Source organism: Acidobacteriota bacterium (assembly GCA_026393755.1).
Classification (GTDB): domain Bacteria; phylum Acidobacteriota; class Vicinamibacteria; order Vicinamibacterales; family JAKQTR01; genus JBAXOX01.
The window spans coordinates 139,475-160,787 of sequence record JAPKZO010000040.1 but is presented as its reverse complement, the minus strand read 5'-3'; the positions used below and the strand labels follow the sequence as shown (position 1 = coordinate 160,787).

The following is a 21,313-nucleotide window of genomic DNA, read 5'->3' as shown; positions in this document are numbered from 1 at the left end:
CCTATCTCGACACCTTCCGAATGCGGATGACGGGCCCGGGGTTCGCAGGCGTCGGTTCGATGACCTTGACCTCGGTGCTGCCAGCCTCAAGCCCGGCGTAGGCCGCGGGCGCCGGCCGCACTCCACCCGCTTGGGCCGAACCGCCCCACGCGTCCGACGACAACACGATCCACTCGGTGCCGTCCGCGAGAAAGGTGGCCGGGTCGCGGTCCGCCAGCGACCTGACCGCAGTGAACTTGTAGCGCTCAGGCGGCAGATCCAGTCCCCTGGCCTCTGACACGACCTTCGACTGAAACCACACGTTGTGAGTCAGCCACTGGTAGGCGAGCGCCTGCGTCGTCTTCGTGCCGAATCCTCGTACCCACCGCACCGACTTCACCGACGGCGGAAGCAGCGCCGCGACGGTCAGTCCCACGATCAGTGTCGTGCGAACCACGCGCGGGATGTCGAACCGGCGCAGCAGGCTCACGCCGGAGATGGTGGCGATGGCCGCCCACAGGCACATGAAAGGCACGATCGGCAGCGCGTACCGCGCGAAGAGGAAACTCCATCCCGTAATGAGATTGAAGAAGAGCACCGGGAACGCCACCAGCATCACCCACCGCGCATGAACAGGGCCACGGAACATGCGCACCACGCTCAACACCAATCCGGCGATCGCCAGCAGGAACGCCGGCCAGCCGAGATTCGCCACGAGGTGCTCGGCATAGATGACGGCCGTGGACTTGCCGCCAGGCTGCCTGGGTACGAACGCCCGCGTTTGCGTCCCAAATCCGTTGAGGAAATTCGGCAGATCGAGAATGGCGTACGGCGTCGTGACAAAGAAGGCGGCCACCGACGAACCGGCGACCAGCACGACGTTGGTGAGTGAACGCTGGCGCGTCGCCTGCGCCATCAGCGCCGCTGTCAGCGGCAGGATCGCCGCGTAGAGGCCGTTGTACTTCACGCCAGCCGAGAGGCCCGCCGCGGCCCCCGCCAGGACGAAGGCGAGCGTCGTTGGCTTCTCCAGCGCGCGCAGCGACAGCAGCAGCGTGAGCGTGACACAGAAAACCAGCGGCGTGTCGGTCAGCGCAAAATGCGCTTCGCGCACCTGGAGCGGCATCACGGCGAACAATCCGGCGGCCAACAACGCATGGCGCGCTCCCCAGCGCATTCCCACCTGGTGCAGGAGCAGAATCGTGGCCGTCCCCAGAGTGGCCGTGGCGATCCGGCCCCACAGATAGAAATCCGCCATACCGACCTGCTCGACGGCGTACCAGGCATGGCGCATCGCCCCATGCAGGAACTGGACGACGGCGACGCCCAGTTGAAAGTAGACGACGCCCGTCGGGTATTCGAAGAAGTGGGGATTGAAGTCGCCTGACTTCAGGATGCGCACGACCGTCGACATGATCGCGGGCTCGTCGATGCCGACCGCGAACGGCACGCCAGAGCCGATGTTCCACACCCGGAGCGCGAACCCGATGGCCACCACCAGCACCAGGGCCAGCGCGGACGGCTTGATGTCGGACGCTTCTCGCCACTCTCGTTCGGTCACGACGACCTCGTCTCGTACAGCAGTTCGGAGAAGACCGCCAGCAGGCGGTCGGTCACGGTGGTCCAGGAGAATTCTGCGTCAACCAGGGCTCGTCCGGCCAGACCCATTTCAGACAGACGCCCCGGCTCTGCCAGTGCCACGCGCAACGTCGTGGCCAGAGCCTGCGCATTCCCCGGCGGTACGAGCCAGCCGGTGTGTCCGTCCCGCACTTTGTCTGGCAGTCCGCCGGCGCGGCTGGCGACCACGGCTCGGCGGTGCGCCATCGCCTCGAGCGTCACGATCGAGCTGCCCTCGTAGAGCGTGGGATGGACAAAGAGCGTGGCCGCTTCGTACCACGCGTGAAGCGCACGGTCGTCGAGCCGCCCGAGCAGCAGCATTCGATCCGCCAGCCCCGCTCCGCGTACGCGTTCTTCGAGCTCCACACGAAGCGGCCCGTCGCCCACGAGCACCCAGCGCCACGGCAGATCCCGCATTGCGGCCAGGGCATCGACAAGCACGTGAAAGCCCTTGTTGCGTTCAATCCGTCCGACGCTGAGCAACACGGTCTCCTCGGGGAGAATGCCGTATCGGGCCCGAATCTGTTCTCCATCGCCAGATGTCGCCTGCGCCTCGCAGCCGGCGAGATCGATCGCGTTGGGGACCAGGCGCATCCGATCGGGACCGACGCCGAGGTGACGGGCGATGGCGGGTTCGATCGCCCGGTCCGTGGCGATGACGCGGTCGGCCGCGTTCGAGCAGATCCGGACGGCGCAGCGCAACGGCGCGTAGCCGATCCGCTTGGCGCGCCGGCCGCCGTACGAACCGTCCATGCCGCCGAATTCCTCCAGCCCCTGTGGATTGAAGACGAACGGCCGGGTCTCTAGCCTTCGCCGGCTGCGCGCGATCGCGTAGCCGAGCGTGCTGGCGCCAAGGCCGTACACGAGATCGACCTGACGAGCATCGACGAGGGCAGCTGCTGCCCTGCCTGCCCGGTAGCCGAACAACGGATACGCCGTCGATCGGTCGAGAATCGTGGTGCCCCGGCGATTGGCTCCAGGAAACGTCCGATACGGAATCGTCCGGATGGTGACTCTCGGATCGTCGAGCGCGCCGAGAGAGACCGGATCCCGGCCTTCGCGCGTGATGAGCGTGATGCGAACATCGCGCCTGGCCAGTGCGGCCACCAGATCGTACACATGCCGCTCGAGGCCGCCCACGCCGTGCAGGGGAAAGACCGACCGGCTCAGCACGGCGACCCTCAGTCCCTCCGGGAACGTGGCGCGGTCAGACACGCGGGCCTCTCGCTGCGAGGACGTCCGCGTAGAGCGCCTCGGTGCGCGCCGCGACGCTCGAGGCGTCGAAGAGCCGTTCGATGTGGTCACGCGCGTCGGCCGCCAGCCGATCGGCCAGCGTCCTGTCGCTGACGAGGCGCGCCACATGGTCGCCCAGTTCGTCGGGCGTGGCCGAGAGTAGACCGGTGACGTTGTGCTCGATGATGTCGGGCGTGCCGCCGGTCGCCATCGCCGCGACCGGCACGCCGAGCGCGCACGCCTCGAGCAGGACGCGACTCAACGACTCGGGGCCGTAGGACGGAAACACCAGTAGAGACGCATGCGCCAGCCACGCCAGCGCCTCGTCACGCCCAAGCCACCCGGTGACTCGCACGTCCCGCCCGAGCCGCCGGGCCTCGGCCTCGATCTGTCCGCGCAGCGCCCCGTCGCCCACCACCACCAGCGGCCAGGGCAGATGCGCCCGCTCGACAGCCGGCAGCAGGAACGCCGCCCCCTTGTTCAGCTCGAGTTTGCCGACAAACACGGCGTATGGCTCTCCAAGCGGCGCGGCCGCGCCGGCAGCCGCGGCCCGCAGGCCGTTGATGTCCACCGCGTTCGGAATCACTTCGATGCGGGCGTGCCGCAACCGATCGGACCGTGCCGCCAGATCCCGTCCCATCTTCGAACCGACCGCGACGATGGCGTCGGCACGCGCCAGGGACCGTTGCTTGCGCCGGAGGTTGCCGCGCATGTACGGAATGAACGGCAGGGCCGCCGGCCACATCGCTCCGGCGCGTGGTCGCACGCACCGCGTCATCATGCCCGGCGAACAGGCCGGGCAGAGCGTGGCCGCGCGCGGATCGTGAATCAGCGTCGCCCAGTAGCAGACGGGCCAGTAGTCGCGCACGGTGCACACGACAGGGATCCCCGCCGCCTGTCCGGCCACCACTGCGGCTGGAGCGGTCAGGACGTGCTGCGCGTGGATGATGTCGGCGCGGAAGGCTCGCGCCACTTCCCCGATGCGCTCGGCGAGTCGCGCCCACAGCCGCTCGTTCTTGAAGACGTTCCTGAGAAACGGCACGGCGGGCGCGGCCGCGGCCATCTCCTCGATCCGGAACCCGTCGTATTCGCGTGTGCCGCTGGCCGCCTGCCCTGGGCGCGGCTGGACGATGGCCAGATCGTGGCCGCGCCGGCGCAATCCACGCGCCAGCTCGTACGTGCTCCAGCCGCTGCCGCCGCAGCGGGGAGGAAACGCGTCGGTCGCGATGAGGATGCGCATCAGGACGTGTGCCTGCCCCGTGGCGGGTGGCCCGACGCCAGACGGGCGTCGAGCGCCGAGATCAACGCCTCGTCGAGTCGCCGGCAATGGGCCTTCCAGCTGTACAAAGCCGCCACGCGCTCGCGGGCGGCGCGCCCCTGCGTCTGCCGCAACCCGGCGTCTTCGACCAGGCGCTCGAGCGCTCCGGCCAGACCGCCGGGCTCACGGGGATTGTAGAGCACACCTTCGTGATCTGACCTCACGATGCTGGCGAGGCGGGGAATCGCCGGTGCCACCACGGGAAGGCCCGCTGCCATGTACTCGAACACCTTGAGCGGTGACCAGTAGAACGCGAGCTGAAGCGGCGGATGCGTCTCGAGATCGAATGGAGCGACGCCGATGTCGGCGGCAGCCAGACACGCCGGCATCTGATCGTGCGCAATCGCGCCGGTCAGCACAATCCCCGGCACCTGAGAAGCGGCTTCCTTGACGCGCGACCATTCGGGGCCGTCCCCGATCAGCACAACCTGAAGACCGCGCTGTCCGCGCTCGCGCAAGGCGCGGGCGGCACGGACCAGATCGATGGCTCCGTGCCACCGACGAAACGCTCCGGCGAATACCGCAACGACGGAACCCGGTTCTCTGGTGAACGGCAACGGGCCCTCGGCGCCCGGCTTGAACGCATCTGTGTCGGCGCCCCACTCGATCTCCACGATGCGATCCGGCTCCACGAACGCGGGAACGATGGCGGCGGTCGGCGTGATGAGCAGATCGGCGTGCCGGCACTGCCAGTCGCGCCATCGGCGCATCGGCTCGACGACAAGAAGACGATCGAGCCACGCTTTGGGCGATCCCGGGTAATCGATGACCGGGGCATTGACTTCGAGCACGGCCAGCGCCCCTACGGCGTCGGCCGCTCGGATGCCTTCACCGCCGAAGTTGTGGTAGCGCTCGATGACGACGTCGGCGGTTACGCGGCGGGCCATCCGGGCGACCGCGTCGGCGCGCAGGGCGCGCAGGTGGCGCATCCCGAGCGGCGGGGACATCGCATGCCACTTAGCCCGGCCGGTTGGGAACGGGCCGCTGCCTGGTGTGGTGAGCACATCAACGTCGTGACCGAGGGCCGCCAGGCCGGCGGCCACCGACTGCACATGGACCGACCCGCCCGTGGTGCCAGGCACGCGCTGGTCGAGCGCCACGTACAGGATCTTCATGAGCGCCGATCTTCGCCGCTCGCGCCATCCTTCGCCAGAAGGGCAAAGAACGGGCCCGAGCGGACGCGGCCAAAGAGGAGGACGTCGAGTTTCATCGCCCACGTGGCCAGGCGCAGGGCCGCGTAGGGCAGACCCCGGCCATCCACGTGCGCCCTGGCGTCAGACCGCGCCTGACGGGAGGCTTCGGCCGCTGCGATCGCGTGGCCGGTTGAGGCCGCACGCTGAGACGCTCGCCTGGAGAGCCAGTGCTCGACCAGTCTCATCACGATGTTCTCGACCACCGCCCCGACAGCCGGCGTGTAGTACCTGATGCGCACGATCCGGAACCCGGCGGACGCGGCCATCGCCTCGAGGTCGGGGATGTCCACCAGGGGATTGAGGTGATCGGATTTTCGAAGCCGCTCCCGCGACAGATCCATCAAGCCGCGCCGCTCGAACCAGCGGGCCAGCGCGTTGACCGCCTTGAGACCGCGTGCCAGCCGGGAGTTCTTCCGGACGTGACTGTAAACGAATAACGCGCCGTCAGGCGTCAGCACGCGGGCTGCTTCGCGAAGCACGTCGACCAGCGTCTCGCGCGACATGTGCTCGAACACGTCGAGGGCGTAGCCCTTGGAGAACGCGCCGGCGGCAAACGGCAGCCGGCGCAAATCACCGAGCACCAGATCGATCTCCGCCGACGCCTCCCGCGCGAAGTACGGGCTGACATCGATGCCCACCTGGTACGCGCCTGTGCCGGCGTTCCAGACGAGCACCTTGCCGCTGCCGCACCCGAGGTCAATCACCGTATCGGATGGCCCCGGAGAGAGGAACTGGCGGAGCATGTCATTGCGGATCTTCGCCGACAACAGCGGCGGCGACACGTGTTCGTGCCGTGCGTCATCGTGGAGCGCCTCGTCGAGGTACTTGGTCTGTTCGGCATAGCTCACCCCGGGGTGCAGCACCAGATACTCGGCTGATGTCGCGCATCGGCGGCCGCACGCCGTGCACACCAGTTCGGGCTGACCGGTGAGTGTGCCGCCGCAATCGGGGCACCGGACCAGGGTCAGCAATCGCGATGAAATCACGCCCGTGTCTCCACCGCCGACGCCAGGGCCGCCTCCAGCCGCTCGGCCCGCTTGTCCCACGTGTACTCGGCGGCGTCCCGGCGCGCCGTCGCCGCCAGTCTCGCCCCGAACGCGGCGTCTTCGAGCACGCGGCGGATGCCTGCGGCGAGGGCGTCGATGCTGCCCGGAGCGACCAGGACCGCGTTGTCGTCGGGGCGGAGCACTTCTCTGAGCGCCGGCAGATCGGACGCCACCAGCGGGCGTCCGGAAGCCATGTACTCGAAGAGCTTGAGCGGAGAGGTATAGGCGGCAGATATCCGGCTTGGCAGATTTGGAATCACCAGCACGTCGGCCTTCTGGAGAAGGGCTGCGACACGCGGCGGTTCGACCATACCCGCAAACTCCACGCGACCGGGCGCGACCTGTTCGGCCAGCGTTCTCACTCTGGCGAGGTCACGTTCGCCCTCGAGGCCGCCGACAACGAGCAAACGCACGCCGGCCAACTGGCCGAGTGCGCCGACCAGCACGTCGAGTCCCTTCCACGGGTACAGGTGACCCGCGTAGCAGACGACGGGTGCAGCATCGGGAGCGCGCCGCGCGGGTTCGACCGCGAAGCCTCCGGCGGGCAGACGCGTGCCGTCCGGGATGACGGCCAGCCTGGGACGTTGCCCAAAGCGCTGCTCCAGTTCGCGCGCGAGCCCGGCGGTAATCGCGACATACGCGTCGGCCCGGCGCCACACGCGGCGCTCGCGGGCGTCGAGGCGGCGGCGCTTCGCGTGCCCGGACCGTGGCGCGTCCGCGTGGAGCGTGTGCATCTCGGCGCTGACGGCAGGGGCGAAGCCGTGCGACTCATATACGGCTGGCGGACGCCAGCGCGCGGGGAGCGCGAGAATCAGTGCCGCCAGACCCAGGTCGCGGGTCAGCACGACGTCCGTCGTGCGCGAACAGCAGGTGCGTCGGAGCGCGAGCGCGAGGTACGCCAGGCGCCGCGCCTGAATCTGGCGCGGAGTCGCGACCTGTTCGATGCGCAGCGCCCCGATCGGCGGCAGGCCGTAGTACGCGAGCGGGTCGCGCCCGGGTGTCATCCGATCGGGCCGGACAACCAGGTGCACGCTGTGGCCCCGGCGTGCCAGCGCGTGACACGTCTCCATCGTCTGCACGCCATTGGCGCGCTCCAGCGGGAAGCGAATGTCCGCGAAGTACCGAATGCGCAATGGACCCCGTCTTGTGTGTCAGCGCGTTCCGTCTGGCACCGTGGCGTTCCGATAGAAGCTCTGCCGCTCGAACAGATAGCGATAGCTGATCTCCGGCAGTCGTTGCGGCACGGTGACAAAGGTATTGTAGGCGTTCTTTCGCAGATCGAGATGCTGGCGGTCCATCCAGCCGGCGCCGAACTGGACCATCAGTCCGAGGTTCCACCAGACGCCAGCCACCACGACGAGTGAAAGTGCGACCCGCGCGAGCCGCGTCGGCGCCCGGGAGAGCACGAACGCCACGCCGACCACGAGCAGCACCGTCAGCACGACGAAACGGCGCTGGCCAAACGCCCCGGCGACCGTCCAGCTCTCGACCGATCCGGCGATGTAGATCTGCGAGAGCGCCATCACCGCCACACAGAGGCCGAGCCAGCGCAGCCGATGCGCATCCTGATCCGTGCCTGTGCCGGAGCGGCGCCAGGTGAGCATCATCACCCAGCCCGTCATCGCCAGCAGCACCAGCGGCGTCCAGGCCACGTAGCCATTGAGTGGCGACAGCAGTACGTCGAGCGCGTGCGGCGCGGTCCAGCTCATCTTCCGGCTGACCAGTCGCGACGGGCCCAGCCGTCCGTTGAGCGCCAGGTACGCCGCGGCTTGAGGAAGGAACGTGAGGGCGAATGCGCCGGTGAAGGCGAGCGCTGACGCGAGCAGCCGGGGGGCGGGACGCCGGCGCAGCGACCACGCGAAATCGAGTCCGGGTCCCAACGCAAGAAAGGCATCCTGCTCGCGGACCATGGCCATGATCGCGGCCAGCACTCCGAGCATGGCCAGGCCGCGTGGCGACCAGCGCTCCCGCACTCTCAGCCAGGCCCAGACGAACACCGCAGCCGAACACGCGGAGACCGCGTGCGTAAACGCCGGCGCGACGTACATGTAGAACAGCAGCGGTGTTCCGAGCCACACCGCCCAGGTGGCGGCGGCCGCCGATCCCGCATCCGCGATCCCGCCCAGCCGCAGCAGGCGCCTGGCGATGGCAAACCCCAGCACCAGCGCCATCACTCCGTAGAAGGCCGATCCGTAGCACACTGCCGCGACGTACGGCCTCGAGTATCCGTCTGCCTCGACCGCGTGCCCCATCGCGCGGGCGACGCGAACGCCGGCATCGGCGACGGCATAGAACGGCGCCCACAGCAGCGCGCAGCCGATCGTGCTGAAGTTGAGGCGCAGCCCGGTTTCCGTGGTCAACTCGAGAAACGTCCGCCGGAAACCTTTGTCGGTGATGACGCGGCTGTCGTAGAAGTGGCGGTACTCGTTGTCAAACGACACGTCGTGATCGAACCAGAGCGATCGGAGAAACGAGAACGCCTCGATCTCATCGGCGGCATAGAGCCTCGTCGTGACGGCCGGCGCCGACAGGGCGGCGACCAGCAGAAGGAGCGCGATCCCTCTGGCGCTACGATCCGACGACCACGAACTGGATAATCTGCGCCACATTGAAGCCAGAATGACTGACGGCGGAGGCGGTGAAGCTTCCGCGCTTGAGGAAGAGAATGCCCCAGAACAGGCCGAGCAGCGTCGTGACGACGCCCACGTCCCATCCCTGAATGAAGTGTCCCGCGCCGAAGGCCACGCTGAAGACGACAAGCCCGACGCGCGCACCGCCGAGATAGCGCTCGAAGCGGCGCAGCACGAAGGCCCGCTGAAGTTCTTCCTTGATGCCGCCGCTCAGCACGGCGACTGCGGCGAGAATGGCAGCATCACGGCCCGACCCTATCAGATCTTCGAACGGATTGACCGCCACATTGTGCAGGCCCGGCCAGAAATAGCGCACGACCGCCAGCATCCCGATCACCAGTCCGAAGACCACTGGCACCAGCGCCAGACCCAGCCCCGCCTCACGCAGCCATGACCGGGTACCGAACAGCAACGCGCCGAGGCGCTCGCCGCGCAGCCGGAGCAGGGCGACGATGAGGCCAACCAGCACGACTGAATCCACCAGCCACAGCGTCACCACGAACGGCATCGAGAGGCGGCCATCTGGAACGCGTGGATCCATGCCGGCCCAGACCAGGAGCAGCCCGATCGACACCTGCGTGGGATACCCTGATGTCAGCACGACCTCAGCCAGCGCGGCAGCCCGCGCGGCCCGCCACGGTGACGTCACGGGCTGAGCGGCGGGAACGAGGGGATCCGAGGCCGAAACAGGCTCCTGCACAATCCAGTGACTCTATCATGCGGTGGCGCCACGGCCAGACCTGGCATCGCCCGGCTGGCGACGGCCGACCGCCATGGAAGTGCCGCGGCGAGCGCCATATACCTTATGGAAGGACCAGAAAAGCGAATAAATGGCGAAATAAATGAAAATGCGCCACAATCCACAGTATATTGCGTCTAACCTAAACAACGGGCACTATATGTGGTGTAATTGTGCTTGACAAGATCGGCCGGCACAGCGCATATTGTCCGCTCGACATCGGAGCGGGTGCGCGAGAATCTCCCAGCTTCTCGCCAGTGTAAGATCAGGGCAGAACGGCGTGTTCGTACCGAGGATCGGCATGGGTTCCCGGGACGTCAGCAGCCCGAGCGGGCTGCAGGTGGTCGCACGTGATGAAGGGAAACCGATCGAAGGGCGGGCTGGCCATTCTGGTCACGCGGTTATCGGATGTCGCAGGTGGCGACTCCGTGCCGCAGTCACCAACCACCGGTTGAGTGTCGTAGGCAACGGGCCTGTCGGGGCCAGGGTCACGTTGCATGGTCGGAGGATGTATGCAGCAAGGGGCGCAGGACACCAGGGCGGTGGGCTCCGAAGGGGTTGATCCGCGGAGCGACGTCACGCGGCATGACGCGACGCCGGCGCCGGGGATGGAGTACTCGAGGTTCTTCACGGCGCCCGGGCGCGATCCGTTCGACGAGATCGTGTGGGACACCCGCGATGCGGTGATCACCAACGACCGCGGCGAGACCGTGTTCGAGCAGCGCGGCGTCGAGATGCCGAAGTCCTGGTCGCAGCAGTCCACCAACATCGTCGTGTCGAAGTACTTCCGCGGGAGAGTGGGTGCCAGCGAGCGCGAATCGAGCGTCCGGCAGTTGATCGGGCGCGTGGTCGACACGATCACCGGGTGGGCCCGCGCGCAGAAGTACTTTGCGACCGAGGAGGCCCTCCAGGCCTTCAGCGACGACCTGAAGCACCTGCTGGTGTATCAGAAGGGCAGTTTCAACAGCCCGGTCTGGTTCAACTGCGGCATCGAGAAGCACCCTCAGATGTCGGCCTGCTTCATCAATTCGGTGGACGACACGCTCGACTCGATCCTGACGCTCGCGAAGACCGAAGGCATGCTGTTCAAGTTCGGATCCGGGACCGGGACGAACCTGTCGTCGCTGCGATCGTCGCGCGAGGTCGTCGCAGGCGGGGGCACGGCATCGGGGCCGGTGTCCTTCATGAAGGGCTACGACGCCTTTGCCGGCGTGATCAAGTCCGGCGGCAAGACCCGCCGCGCGGCGAAGATGGTCATCCTGAACGCCGAGCACCCGGACATCGTGGACTTCATCACCTGCAAGGTCGAAGAGGAGCGCAAGGCCTGGGCGCTGATTGACGCGGGCTACGACGGGTCGTTCACCGGACCGGCCTACGCGTCGGTGTTCTTCCAGAATTCCAACAACAGCGTGCGTGCGACCGACGAGTTCATGCGCGCGGTGGTGGATGACGGGCCGTGGCACACGCGGGCCGTGACCAACCCCGACACGATCATGGGCACCTACAAGGCGCGCGACCTGATGCAGATGATCGCTGACGCCACCCACATCTGCGGCGATCCGGGGATGCAGTTCGACACGACGATCAACCAGTGGCACACCTGCCCGGCCGCCGGCCGCATCAATGCGTCGAACCCGTGTTCGGAGTACATGTTCCTCAACGACTCGGCGTGCAACCTGGCGTCGATCAATCTGATGAAGTTCGTCGACCGGCGGGAAGAGTTCGACGTCGTGGCCTTCAGGGCGGCGGTGCGGACGTTCACCACCGCCCAGGACATCATCGTGGGCAACGCCAGTTACCCGACCAAAGCCATCGAGCGCAACAGCGTCGACTACCGTCCGCTGGGCCTGGGCTACGCCAATCTCGGCGCCCTGCTGATGTCGCGCGGCGTGCCGTATGACAGCGATGGGGGCCGCGCGTACGCGGCGGCGATCACCGCGCTGATGACCGGAGAAGGGTACGCCCAGTCCGCCCGCATCAGCCGTGACACCGGCGGCCCCTTCACCGGGTACGAGCCCAACCGCGAGCCCTTCCTGCGCGTCATGCGCAAGCACCGCGACGCGTTGCGCGATGTCGCGTCTGCGCTCGTCCCGAACGACATCTTCGATGCGGCCCAAGCCGCCTGGGATGACGCGATCGAGATCGGCGAGGAGTTCGGGTACCGCAACGCCCAGGCCACGGTGCTCGCGCCGACCGGGACCATCGGCTTCATGATGGACTGCGATACCACGGGCATCGAACCCGACATCGCGCTCGTCAAGTACAAGAACCTCGTCGGCGGCGGCTCGATGAAGATCGTCAACGGGACGGTGCCGGCTGCGCTCACCCATCTCGGGTACACCGATGCCCAGGTCAAGGCCATCATCGACCACATCGACAGGAACGAGACCATCGAGGGCGCGCCGTACCTCAAAGAGAAGGACCTGTCGGTGTTCGACTGCGCCTTCAAGCCGGCCAAGGGACAGCGCTCGATCCACTACATGGGCCACATCAGGATGATGGGCGCCGTCCAGCCCTTCATCTCCGGAGCCATCTCCAAGACGGTGAACGTGCCGAAAGAGGCGACCACCGAGGACATCGCCCAGGCGTATCTCGAGTCGTGGCGGATGGGCGTGAAGGCCATCGCGATCTACCGCGACGGCAGCAAGCGCACTCAGCCGCTCACCACGTCGAAGGACAAGACTCAGACGCCCGCCGCCGCGGTCGCGGCCAAGTCCGCACCCCACATCGTGCGGCGAAAACTGGCCGAAGAGCGCCAGGCCATCACGCACAAGTTCGATATTCAGGGACACGAGGGCTACATCACCGTCGGCCTCTACGACGACGGCATGCCCGGCGAACTGTTCCTCGTCATGGCCAAGGAAGGATCGACGATTTCCGGATTTGCGGACGCCTTCGCCCAGGCCATTTCCTACGCGCTGCAATACGGCGTGCCGCTGCCGGTGCTCGTGGACAAGTTCAGCCACATGCGGTTCGAGCCGTCGGGCATGACGAAAAACCCGCAGGTGCGCTTCGCCAAGTCGATCGTCGATTACGTGTTCCGCTGGCTGGCCACGAAATTCCTGTCCGCCGAAGCCCAGTTCCGGGCGGGTGTGAACACGCCTGAGCCGGGCGCACAGAACCCGTCGAAGAGCACGGAGGGCGAGCAACTGAAGCTGGTCGTCCTCGGCGCCCCCGCCGAGATCGCAACCGGCACGCGGGCCACCGTCATGTCGACCATCCAGAATCAGGAGGACGCGCCCCCGTGCAATCTGTGCGGGGCCATCATGGTGCGCAGCGGCAGCTGCTACAAATGCGCCAACTGCGGGTCGACCAGCGGGTGCGCGTAGGGCATCGCCGCGGAGGAAGCCGTTCTCCCGCGCGTTCTCGTGCGTCGTTAGGCTGGGCGAGCACCCATGGATCTTGAACTGACCGGCAAAGTCGCTATCGTCACCGGATCGAGCCGGGGTCTGGGCCTCGCGAGCGCGACGGCGCTGGCGATCGAGGGCTGCCGCGTCACGCTGTGCGCGAGGAGCGCCGATCCGCTCGAGACCGCCGCCCGGCAGTTGCGCCTGCGGTGCGGGGACGCGGCGCGCGTCCATGCGATCCAGGCCGACGTGGCGACGCCGCAGGGCGTCGCGACGATCGTCGATGGCACGGTGACTCACTTCGGCGGGATCGACATCCTGGTGAACAACGTGGGGCTGGCGCGCGGCGGGGACCTGCTGGCCACCACGGACGACGACTGGCGTGAAGCGTTCGATCAGACCATGTTCCCGGCCATTCGGGCGTCGAGAGCCGTCGTGCCGCATCTGCGTCGGCGCGGCGGCGGCGTCATCCTGATGATCGCGTCGATCTTCGGCCGCGAGACCGGCGGCCGGATGACGTACAACGCCGTGAAGGCCGCCGAGATCAGCCTCGCCAAGTCGCTCGCGCAGCAGTTGGCGCGCGACAATATCCGCGTCAACAGCATCGCGCCAGGGTCGACGATGTTCCCCGGCGGATCGTGGTGGAAGCGGCAGCAGAGCGACCCCGCCGGGATTGCCGAGTTCGTCGAGCGCGAGCTGCCATTTGGCCGCTTCGGGACGCCCGAGGAGGTCGGCGCGGTCGTCGCGTTCCTCGCTTCGGCGAAGGCCAGCTGGGTAAGCGGGGCGAGCATCGTTGTCGACGGGTGCCAGTCACGGTCGCTGTTCTAAACCCCGGGCGCACGTCGGTCGGCCCACCTCGAAGTCACTGAGTCGAAGCGTGACGCTCTCTCTGGTCAGTATGTCTTTGGCAACCCCACACCCGTCCCGGCTGATGACGACGGTATAATCCCGGCAGAATGAACAAGCTGTACTACGGCGACAACCTGGACGTACTCCGCCGCCACATCGACGACGAGAGTGTGGATCTCGTCTACCTCGATCCCCCGTTCAATTCGAACGCCAGCTATAACGTGCTATTCGCTGAGCGGGACGGCATCCAAGCGGCGTCGCAGATCAAGGCGTTCGAAGATACGTGGAAGTGGGACGACAGCGCGGCACGGGCCTGTCAAGAGGTTGTCGAATCCGGGGGGAAGGTGTCCGAGGCGATGCAGGCGTTCCGGACGTTCCTGGGTGACAGCAACATGATGGCCTACCTCGCCATGATGGCGCCCAGACTCGTGGAGCTGAGGCGTGTGCTGAAGCCCAGAGGCAGCCTCTATCTCCACTGCGACCCGACCTCAGCGCACTACTTGAAGATGTTACTGGACGCGGTCTTTGGACCGCAGCAGTTCAGAAACGAAGTCGTCTGGAAGCGTACCTCGTCCCACGCGAATGTCCTTCAACGCTACGGCATCATTCAAGACCGCTTGCTGTTCTATACCAGAGGAGACAAGTGGACGTGGAACCAACAGTACCTGCCGTACGACCAGGAGTATCTCGACACGTTTTTTGACCAAATCGATGCAGAAGGTCGGCGTTACGCGCGACGTGACTTGACCGCAGGAATGGACCGCGCGTCGAGCGGGCAAATCTACGCGTGGAAGGGCATCACGCCTCCGGCTTCTCGCTGCTGGGCCATGACACAGGAACATATGGACGGCCTCGAAGCGGCAGGACGGATTCATTGGCCCAAGAAGAAAGGCGGGATGCCACGGCTGAAGTTGTATCCCGAGGACTTACCCGGCGTGCCACTTGGTGACATCTGGACCGACGTCAAAATCATGCACAACCTGTCCGCCGAGAGGCTCGGTTACCCGACACAGAAGCCGGTGGCGCTGTTGGAGAGAATTGTGGCCACCAGCAGCAACGAAGGTGACGTCGTGCTTGATCCATTCTGCGGATGCGGGACGACGATTGCCGCCGCGCAGAAGCTGCAGCGACGCTGGATCGGGATCGACATCACGACGCTGGCGATCAGCCTGATCCGCCACCGGCTGGCAGATGCGTTTGGCTCCCGGGCGAAATACGAGGTTATCGGTGAGCCAGTGTCCCTTCCCGACGCGCTGAAACTCGCCCACGATGACCCCTACCAGTTCCAGTGGTGGGCGCTCGGGCTCGTGGGCGCCAGACCAGTCGAAGGCAAGAGGGGCGCGGACAAAGGCATCGATGGACGCATCTACTTCCACGAAGGCGATACGTCGAAGACGAAGCAGATCATCCTGTCGGTGAAGGCGGGACACGTGACCGTTTCTCAACTCCGCGATCTTCGTGGTGTCCTGGAACGCGAGAAGGCCGAGATCGGAGTCCTGCTGTGCATGGATGAGCCGACGATGCCGATGCGGAAGGAATGCGCCAGCGCGGGTTTCTACTCCTCGCCGTGGGGCAAGCACGCACGGTTGCAGATCCTCACGGTGGAGAACCTGCTGACCGGGAAGAGCATCGACCGTCCACCCGCACAGACCAGCATCACCTACAAGCGGGCGCCGAAGGCAGAGTCGACCGTTGGCGAGAACCGGGAGCTGTTTGGCAGGGGCTAACTGAAAACATCTTCAGGAGGATTCAGAATCGCCGGTTCTCGCGGATATTCGCCCCAACCTTCGCCTTTCGCCTCTTGATCGATTTCCAGCGGCCTAGTACCATGTCCGACATGCCGCTTCCCTCTGAAACGACCGGCCTGAGCGGGCGGAGCGAAGCGCGCCGGGACAACGCCCTCGAGCGGGCCCTGCAGGCCGTGGTGCCAGGCCCATGGCCCGTTGACCGCCCTGACAACCCTGATGCCTTCATCACCGCCGTTCGTCGGGTGCCGGAGGAGGAGGCGCGCTACGAGGATTTTCCGGCCGGCATCGACCCGCGTCTTCGGGCCGCGCTGGCGAGCCGGGGAATTGAGCAGCTCTACACGCACCAGGCCCGGGCCATCGAACACGCGCTGGCCGGGCGCCACGTGGTCGTCACGACGCCGACCGCCTCGGGCAAGACACTTTGCTACAACGTGCCCGTGATGAACGGCATCCTGGCGGATCCCTCGTGCCGGGCGATGTACCTGTTTCCCACCAAGGCGCTCGCGCAGGATCAGCTGGCGGAACTGGATCGGCTGTCGCAGGAAATCGCGAAGGCTGCCGATGTCGAGGTCGGCGTCTTCACCTACGACGGCGACACGCCGCCTGACGCCCGTCGCGCGATCCGGGGCCGCGCCCACGTGGTGCTCACCAACCCCGACATGCTGCACTCGGGCATTCTGCCGCACCATCCGCGGTGGGCGAAGCTGTTCGAGAACCTGCGCTACATCGTGATTGACGAACTGCACGCCTACCGCGGGGTGTTCGGCAGTCATCTCGGCAATGTGCTGCGGCGATTGCGGCGCATCTGCCAGCACTACGGATCGTCGCCGACGTTCATCTGCTCGTCGGCCACCATCGCCAACCCGTTGGGACTGGCCGAAGCCCTGGTCGAGCAGCCCTTCGCGCTGGTCGATGAGAGCGGCGCGCCGCGCGGCGAGAAGTACTTCGTCTTCGTCAATCCACCGATTGTCAACCGCCAGCTGGGCATCCGGCGTTCGTACATCGCGCAGACCAGGGCGGTTGCGCTCGACTTCCTGAACAAGGGCCTGCAGGTCATTGTCTTCGCGCAAAGCCGACTCTCGACCGAGATCCTGACGAGGTACCTGAAGGAGGCCCACGACGGCGAACCAGGGGCGTCCGACGTGATTCGCGGCTATCGGGGAGGCTACCTGCCACAGCGGCGCCGCGAGATCGAGAAGGGCCTCCGCGACGGATCCGTGCGTGGTGTCGTGTCGACCAACGCCCTGGAGCTGGGCATCGACATCGGCGCACTCGACGTGGCCGTGCTGGCGGGCTATCCCGGGACGATTGCCTCGACATGGCAGCGCGCCGGCCGCGCGGGGCGGCGGGCGAGCCGATCGGCCGCGGTGATGGTGGCGAGCAGTGCGCCGCTCGATCAGTTCGTCGTGCGTCATCCGTCGTACTTCTTCGATGCGTCGCCGGAACACGCGCTGGTCAACCCCGACAACCTCCAGATTCTGGTCGACCACGTCAAGTGCGCGGCATTCGAACTGCCGTTCACCGTGACCGAGACGTTCGGGCACGAGAATCTGCAGGAGATTCTCGGCGTGCTCGCCGAGGGAGGCCTCGTGCACCTGAGCCGCCCGCCCGGGGGCGATGAGACGGCGGGGCAGTGGCACTGGACCAACGAGTCATATCCGGCCAACGCCATCAGCCTCCGCTCGATCTCGTCGGACAACTTCGTCGTCGTCGACAAGACCGACACGACGCGCGTCATCGGCGAGACCGACTTCAACACGGCGCTCGAGATTCTCCATCCCAAGGCGATCTACATCGTCGAGGGCCGGCTCTTCCAGGTGGAGGAGCTGGACTTCGTGGGGCGCAAGGCCTTCGTGCGGCATATCGACTGCGACTACTACACCGACGCCATCACGTACAGCCGCGTCACCGTGCTCGACGTGTTCACCGCGTCAGGCGAACGCCCGCGGGCGCTGCCGGCTCATGGCGACGTTCACGTCGTGTCGCGCGTCGTCGGCTTTAAGAAGATCAAGTTCTACACGAACGAGAACGTGGGCTCGGGCGAGCTGGACCTGCCGGAACGCCAGATGCATACAACCGCGTATTGGCTCACCGTGCCCCGCGAGCTGATGACGACGTTGAGGTGGAGCGCCGATGACCGGCGCGACGGCATCGTCGGGCTGTCGTATGCCATGCGGCAGATCGCGCAGTTGCTGTTGATGTGCGACGGGCACGACATCGGCGTGTCGATCGGGCCGGCCACCGAACCGAACGCGGAGGCTCAGCCGGCAGCGGTGCCTGCCGCCTCGTGGTCGTCGTCGGTCGCTGACGGCGATGAGCCGCGCGTGTTCATCTACGACAACTACCCCGGCGGCATCGGCTTCAGCGAACCGCTGTACCGGATGCACGATGATCTGATCGCCCGGACGCGCGAATTGATCGCGAGCTGTCCGTGTGAGTCGGGGTGCCCATCGTGCGTGGGCCCGCTCGGTGACGCGGGCCCGAAAGCGAAGGACGTGGCCCTGGCGATTCTGGGGAAGCTGTAGGGAATGCCAGGCGACTCGTCCCGTCTTTCGTCCCGACTGAGGGATCTCTTGCGGAACAGTCCGACGCCGGGCGCCGCGCGAGACCTCGTTCGCCCAGTCGGTGACGAAGACCTCCCTGCGGGCGAGTCCTCGTCTACGCGGCGGTACGAGCTGGATGAGGCTGTGCCGGTCGGGTCCGAGGTTCCCACCGGCTGCGTGGTGATGGAGCGGCACTACGATCTCGAGCGGTACCACGGCACGCAAACCCTGGGGCACTATGCGGAGACCATCGGCCGCTGTCTGCCAGCCCTCGCGGTACTAGCGGCCGACGAGCGCGCGGCGGGCGGACCCAGGCCCGAGCGCCCCCTAGATCTGCAGTTCGGAGCCAGCCGATCCCTTGTCGACGACCGTAGACGACCAACGGTCCCGACGCAGGGTCCGCTGCTGTTCTTCGATCTCGAAACCACGGGCTTGAGCGGCGGCGCAGGCACCATCGCGTTTCTTGCGGGCTGCGGCTCTCTGGACAGTGAGGGATTTCACGTCGTTCAGTACTTTCTGGCCGGATACCACGCGGAACACGAACTGCTCGTCAGCCTCGCCGCGCTCGCTGAGCAGTTCGGCGGCCTCGTGACGTTCAACGGGCGGAGCTTCGACGTGCCGCTCATCGACACCCGATACCTGTTCCATCGCCTCTCGTCACCTTTTGGCGAGATGCCGCATTTCGACATGCTGTACCCGGCGCGGAGACTCTGGAGGAGACGCGTCGGCTCGGGTCCTGGCCGGCACGAAGGCCACAGGGGAGACACGCTCGACCAGTCGAGTTGCTCGCTCGGCGCACTTGAGGAAGCCATCCTGGGCGTTCGTCGCGTTGGCGACGTGCCTGGATCAGAGATCCCCTCGCGTTACTTCAGCTACCTGCGCACCGGGGACCTGCGACCGCTGGAACCGGTGTTCGAACACAACCGGCTGGACGTGATCTCGCTCGCGGCGCTGACAGCGCTCGGGATGCGGATGGTGGACGGCGGAACCGAGGCGGTCGCGTCCCCACACGAGGCGCTGGCCATGGGGCAGATCTACGAGCGCCTCGGGAGAAGCGGGGAAGCCGAGGCGCATTTCGCACGGGCGGCAGGGCTGGACCCCGGGCCCTGGGATACGCGATCCGTCGATCGCACAGTCCGCGCGGAAGCGCTCCATCATCTGGCCGTGCATCGCCGCCGCCAACGCCACTACGCCGCCGCGGCCGAAGCCTGGCACGGCATGCTCGACGCCGGCGCGGGACAGCCGCTCGCGCAGGAAGCCCGACGCGCGCTCGCGATTCACCACGAACACCGGAGCCGGGATCTCGACGCCGCGCGGGCGTTCGTTCTGCACGCGCTGGAATCCGAGCGCGACCCGGTCCAGATCGACGCGTTGCGGCACCGGCTGGCGAGGCTGGACAGGAAGCGGCAGACCGGACAGGAAGAGCGTTCCGACCAGGCGACGCTCACCCACGACTGAGCCCGTCAAATCGTCTATCCGACGGAGCACCTGCTGCGCAGGACTCAGGCAGACGCTTCTTTGCTGGCCTTCTTGGTCGGGGTGGCCTTTGCTGCGGCAGCCTTCTTGCGGGATTCGACCGTCTGGGCGCCGAACTTCTTCGTGAAGCGCTCGACGCGGCCCTCGATGTCCAGGATCTTCTGGCGGCCCGTAAAGAACGGGTGGCAGCTTGAGCAGATTTCGAGGTGCAGCTCCTGCTTGGTGGAGCGTGTCTTCCAGGTCGCGCCACATGCGCAGCGCGCCTCGACCTCGTAGACCTTCGGGTGGATACCTTCCTTCATACTGGCTCCTTCGGGACGTCCGGAACTATCGAGTATACCAGCGGGCCAGCAGAAAACGCCAGCATCGAGCATGCAGGGCCCAACTGCCTGGTGCCGCGGGGCCGCGGAGGAAATCGTCCTCTCGCGCTCCTACGGGATCTCCGTTGTCCGATCCCATCGATGCTGCCGCAGCGCGGCGAGCAGCGCTGGAGGAAACGGTCGGCCGTCTCCTGCCGCCAGATTGCGATCGACGTGCGTCACGGTTCGCATCCCTGGGATGACGGTACTGACCAACGGGTCGTGCAGCGTAAAACGCAGCGCCGTCTCCGGCAGATCCAGACCGGCCGGGATGTCCGTCTTGAGCCGGTCGACCCGAGCCAGCGTCTTGCGCAGATTGGCGGGCGTGAAATACAGATTGCGCCAGTCGCCCTCCGGCCACGTGTCGTGCTCCGTCATCGTGCCGGTCAGGCTGCCTTCATCGAACGGCACACGGGCAATGATGGCGACGTCGAGTTCCCGGCAGACCGGAAACAGCTCGTCCTCCGGAGCCTGATCGAAGATGTTGTAGACCACCTGCACCGCGTCCACGATGCCGGTTCGCAGGGCCTTGATGACGTTGGTCGGCTCCCAGCGATTCAGGCTGATGCCGATGCCCCTGACGAGTTTCTCGTCCTTCAATGCCGCCGCGGCTCGCACCCATCGGTCGTCGTCCGCCCACGCGTCGGTCCACACGTGGAACTGCTGGAGATCGACCTGGTCGACGCCGAGATTCGTCAGGCTGCGTTCGGTGGCCTCGCGGATGTAGTCCGGCGGAAACGCGGCGTCGAGAGGCGTGGATCGGCTGGCGGGCCAGCGCCCGTTCTTCGGCGGAATCTTGGTCGCAATGATCGGGCGGGGGCCCGTCCAGTCCGTCAGGACGTCTCGAATCAACCGTTCACTGCGACCGTTGCCGTACACGAGCGCCGTGTCGAGGAAATTGCAGCCCTGCTCGAGCCCGCGCCGAAGCGCCGCGCGCGACTGGCCGTCGTCGGATCCGCTCCATCCACCCATGCCCCAGGTGCCAAATCCCACCTCGGCCACCTGCCAGCCCAATCGTCCGAATGTCCGGTACATCATCCAGGCATTCTACCCCCCGTTGAGTTCTTGACTGACGCGGCGGCATAGCGTAACGTTGGCAGGATATTCGGGCGCGTCTCTCTCATTGTTCTGAAGACTCACGACCATAGCGGGGGGAACCGGGGGGCTGTTGGCGTCGCTGTCTGCGCCTCCGGGATAGATGGCACGAGATGTCAGGTTGGGCAGTCGCGGGAGGCGACC

Annotated in this window: 15 protein-coding genes; 5 read left to right on the top strand and 10 right to left on the bottom strand. The window is 66.5% G+C overall.

Annotated elements, in window-relative coordinates:
• Position 1: 1 nt before the first annotated feature.
• The 8 genes from NTV05_17795 to NTV05_17760 are packed head-to-tail and all read right to left on the bottom strand — an operon-like array spanning position 2 to position 9,662.
• Complete coding sequence (locus tag NTV05_17795) at positions 2-1,537, bottom strand: glycosyltransferase family 39 protein (protein MCX6546249.1); 1,536 nt, start codon at positions 1,535-1,537, stop codon at positions 2-4.
• Positions 1,534-2,808 carry a glycosyltransferase family 4 protein gene (locus NTV05_17790; GenBank protein ID MCX6546248.1) on the bottom strand — a complete coding sequence of 425 codons (1,275 nt, stop codon included), beginning with the start codon at positions 2,806-2,808 and terminating at the stop codon, positions 1,534-1,536. The genes NTV05_17795 and NTV05_17790 overlap by 4 nt, the downstream gene beginning before the upstream one ends.
• Positions 2,801-4,066 carry a glycosyltransferase family 4 protein gene (locus NTV05_17785; GenBank protein ID MCX6546247.1) on the bottom strand — a complete coding sequence of 422 codons (1,266 nt, stop codon included), beginning with the start codon at positions 4,064-4,066 and terminating at the stop codon, positions 2,801-2,803. The genes NTV05_17790 and NTV05_17785 overlap by 8 nt, the downstream gene beginning before the upstream one ends.
• Complete coding sequence (locus NTV05_17780) at positions 4,066-5,259, bottom strand: glycosyltransferase family 4 protein (GenBank protein ID MCX6546246.1); 1,194 nt, start codon at positions 5,257-5,259, stop codon at positions 4,066-4,068. The genes NTV05_17785 and NTV05_17780 overlap by 1 nt, the downstream gene beginning before the upstream one ends.
• Positions 5,256-6,323, bottom strand: coding sequence for a class I SAM-dependent methyltransferase (locus NTV05_17775; GenBank protein ID MCX6546245.1), 1,068 nt, complete (start codon positions 6,321-6,323; stop codon positions 5,256-5,258). The genes NTV05_17780 and NTV05_17775 overlap by 4 nt, the downstream gene beginning before the upstream one ends.
• Complete coding sequence (locus NTV05_17770; GenBank protein ID MCX6546244.1) at positions 6,320-7,516, bottom strand: glycosyltransferase family 4 protein; 1,197 nt, start codon at positions 7,514-7,516, stop codon at positions 6,320-6,322. The genes NTV05_17775 and NTV05_17770 overlap by 4 nt, the downstream gene beginning before the upstream one ends.
• A gap of 18 nt (positions 7,517-7,534) precedes the next feature.
• Positions 7,535-8,992, bottom strand: a complete 1,458-nt coding sequence (locus NTV05_17765) for a hypothetical protein (protein ID MCX6546243.1) — start codon at positions 8,990-8,992, stop codon at positions 7,535-7,537.
• Positions 8,952-9,662, bottom strand: a complete 711-nt coding sequence (locus NTV05_17760; GenBank protein ID MCX6546242.1) for a CPBP family intramembrane metalloprotease — start codon at positions 9,660-9,662, stop codon at positions 8,952-8,954. Before NTV05_17760 ends, NTV05_17765 begins: the two co-directional genes overlap by 41 nt.
• Positions 9,663-10,264: 602 nt before the next feature.
• On the opposite strand from NTV05_17760, the gene NTV05_17755 reads away from it, so the two are divergent.
• From NTV05_17755 to NTV05_17735, 5 genes are all read left to right on the top strand, one after another.
• A complete protein-coding gene (locus NTV05_17755) occupies positions 10,265-13,081 on the top strand; it encodes a vitamin B12-dependent ribonucleotide reductase (GenBank protein ID MCX6546241.1) in 2,817 nt (938 codons plus the stop codon).
• Positions 13,082-13,147: 66 nt separating this feature from the next.
• Complete coding sequence (locus NTV05_17750; protein ID MCX6546240.1) at positions 13,148-13,927, top strand: SDR family oxidoreductase; 780 nt, start codon at positions 13,148-13,150, stop codon at positions 13,925-13,927.
• Between the two features lie 128 nt (positions 13,928-14,055).
• The gene (locus tag NTV05_17745; protein ID MCX6546239.1) at positions 14,056-15,675 is read left to right on the top strand and encodes a DNA methyltransferase; all 1,620 of its coding nucleotides are present in this window, start codon (positions 14,056-14,058) and stop codon (positions 15,673-15,675) included.
• 110 nt (positions 15,676-15,785) lie between these two features.
• Positions 15,786-18,221 carry a DEAD/DEAH box helicase gene (locus NTV05_17740; GenBank protein MCX6546238.1) on the top strand — a complete coding sequence of 812 codons (2,436 nt, stop codon included), beginning with the start codon at positions 15,786-15,788 and terminating at the stop codon, positions 18,219-18,221.
• 162 nt (positions 18,222-18,383) lie between these two features.
• Positions 18,384-19,697, top strand: coding sequence for a ribonuclease H-like domain-containing protein (locus tag NTV05_17735; GenBank protein MCX6546237.1), 1,314 nt, complete (start codon positions 18,384-18,386; stop codon positions 19,695-19,697).
• A gap of 44 nt (positions 19,698-19,741) precedes the next feature.
• On the opposite strand, the gene rpmE is transcribed toward NTV05_17735, so the two are convergent.
• Both rpmE and NTV05_17725 read right to left on the bottom strand, forming a co-directional pair.
• A complete protein-coding gene (rpmE, locus tag NTV05_17730) occupies positions 19,742-20,017 on the bottom strand; it encodes a 50S ribosomal protein L31 (protein ID MCX6546236.1) in 276 nt (91 codons plus the stop codon).
• Between the two features lie 129 nt (positions 20,018-20,146).
• Complete coding sequence (locus NTV05_17725) at positions 20,147-21,112, bottom strand: aldo/keto reductase (GenBank protein MCX6546235.1); 966 nt, start codon at positions 21,110-21,112, stop codon at positions 20,147-20,149.
• Positions 21,113-21,313: the final 201 nt, after the last annotated feature.

Bases quoted from the DNA above. Each gene is read 5' to 3' on its own strand.
- NTV05_17740 (MCX6546238.1), top strand. From the start codon at position 15,786: ATGCCGCTTCCCTCTGAAACGACCGGCCTGAGCGGGCGGAGCGAAGCG.
- NTV05_17765 (MCX6546243.1), bottom strand. From the start codon at position 8,992: ATGTGGCGCAGATTATCCAGTTCGTGGTCGTCGGATCGTAGCGCCAGA.
- NTV05_17750 (MCX6546240.1), top strand. From the start codon at position 13,148: ATGGATCTTGAACTGACCGGCAAAGTCGCTATCGTCACCGGATCGAGC.
- NTV05_17725 (MCX6546235.1), bottom strand. From the start codon at position 21,112: ATGATGTACCGGACATTCGGACGATTGGGCTGGCAGGTGGCCGAGGTG.
- NTV05_17780 (MCX6546246.1), bottom strand. From the start codon at position 5,259: ATGAAGATCCTGTACGTGGCGCTCGACCAGCGCGTGCCTGGCACCACG.
- NTV05_17785 (MCX6546247.1), bottom strand. From the start codon at position 4,066: ATGCGCATCCTCATCGCGACCGACGCGTTTCCTCCCCGCTGCGGCGGC.
- NTV05_17755 (MCX6546241.1), top strand. From the start codon at position 10,265: ATGCAGCAAGGGGCGCAGGACACCAGGGCGGTGGGCTCCGAAGGGGTT.
- rpmE (MCX6546236.1), bottom strand. From the start codon at position 20,017: ATGAAGGAAGGTATCCACCCGAAGGTCTACGAGGTCGAGGCGCGCTGC.
- NTV05_17745 (MCX6546239.1), top strand. From the start codon at position 14,056: ATGAACAAGCTGTACTACGGCGACAACCTGGACGTACTCCGCCGCCAC.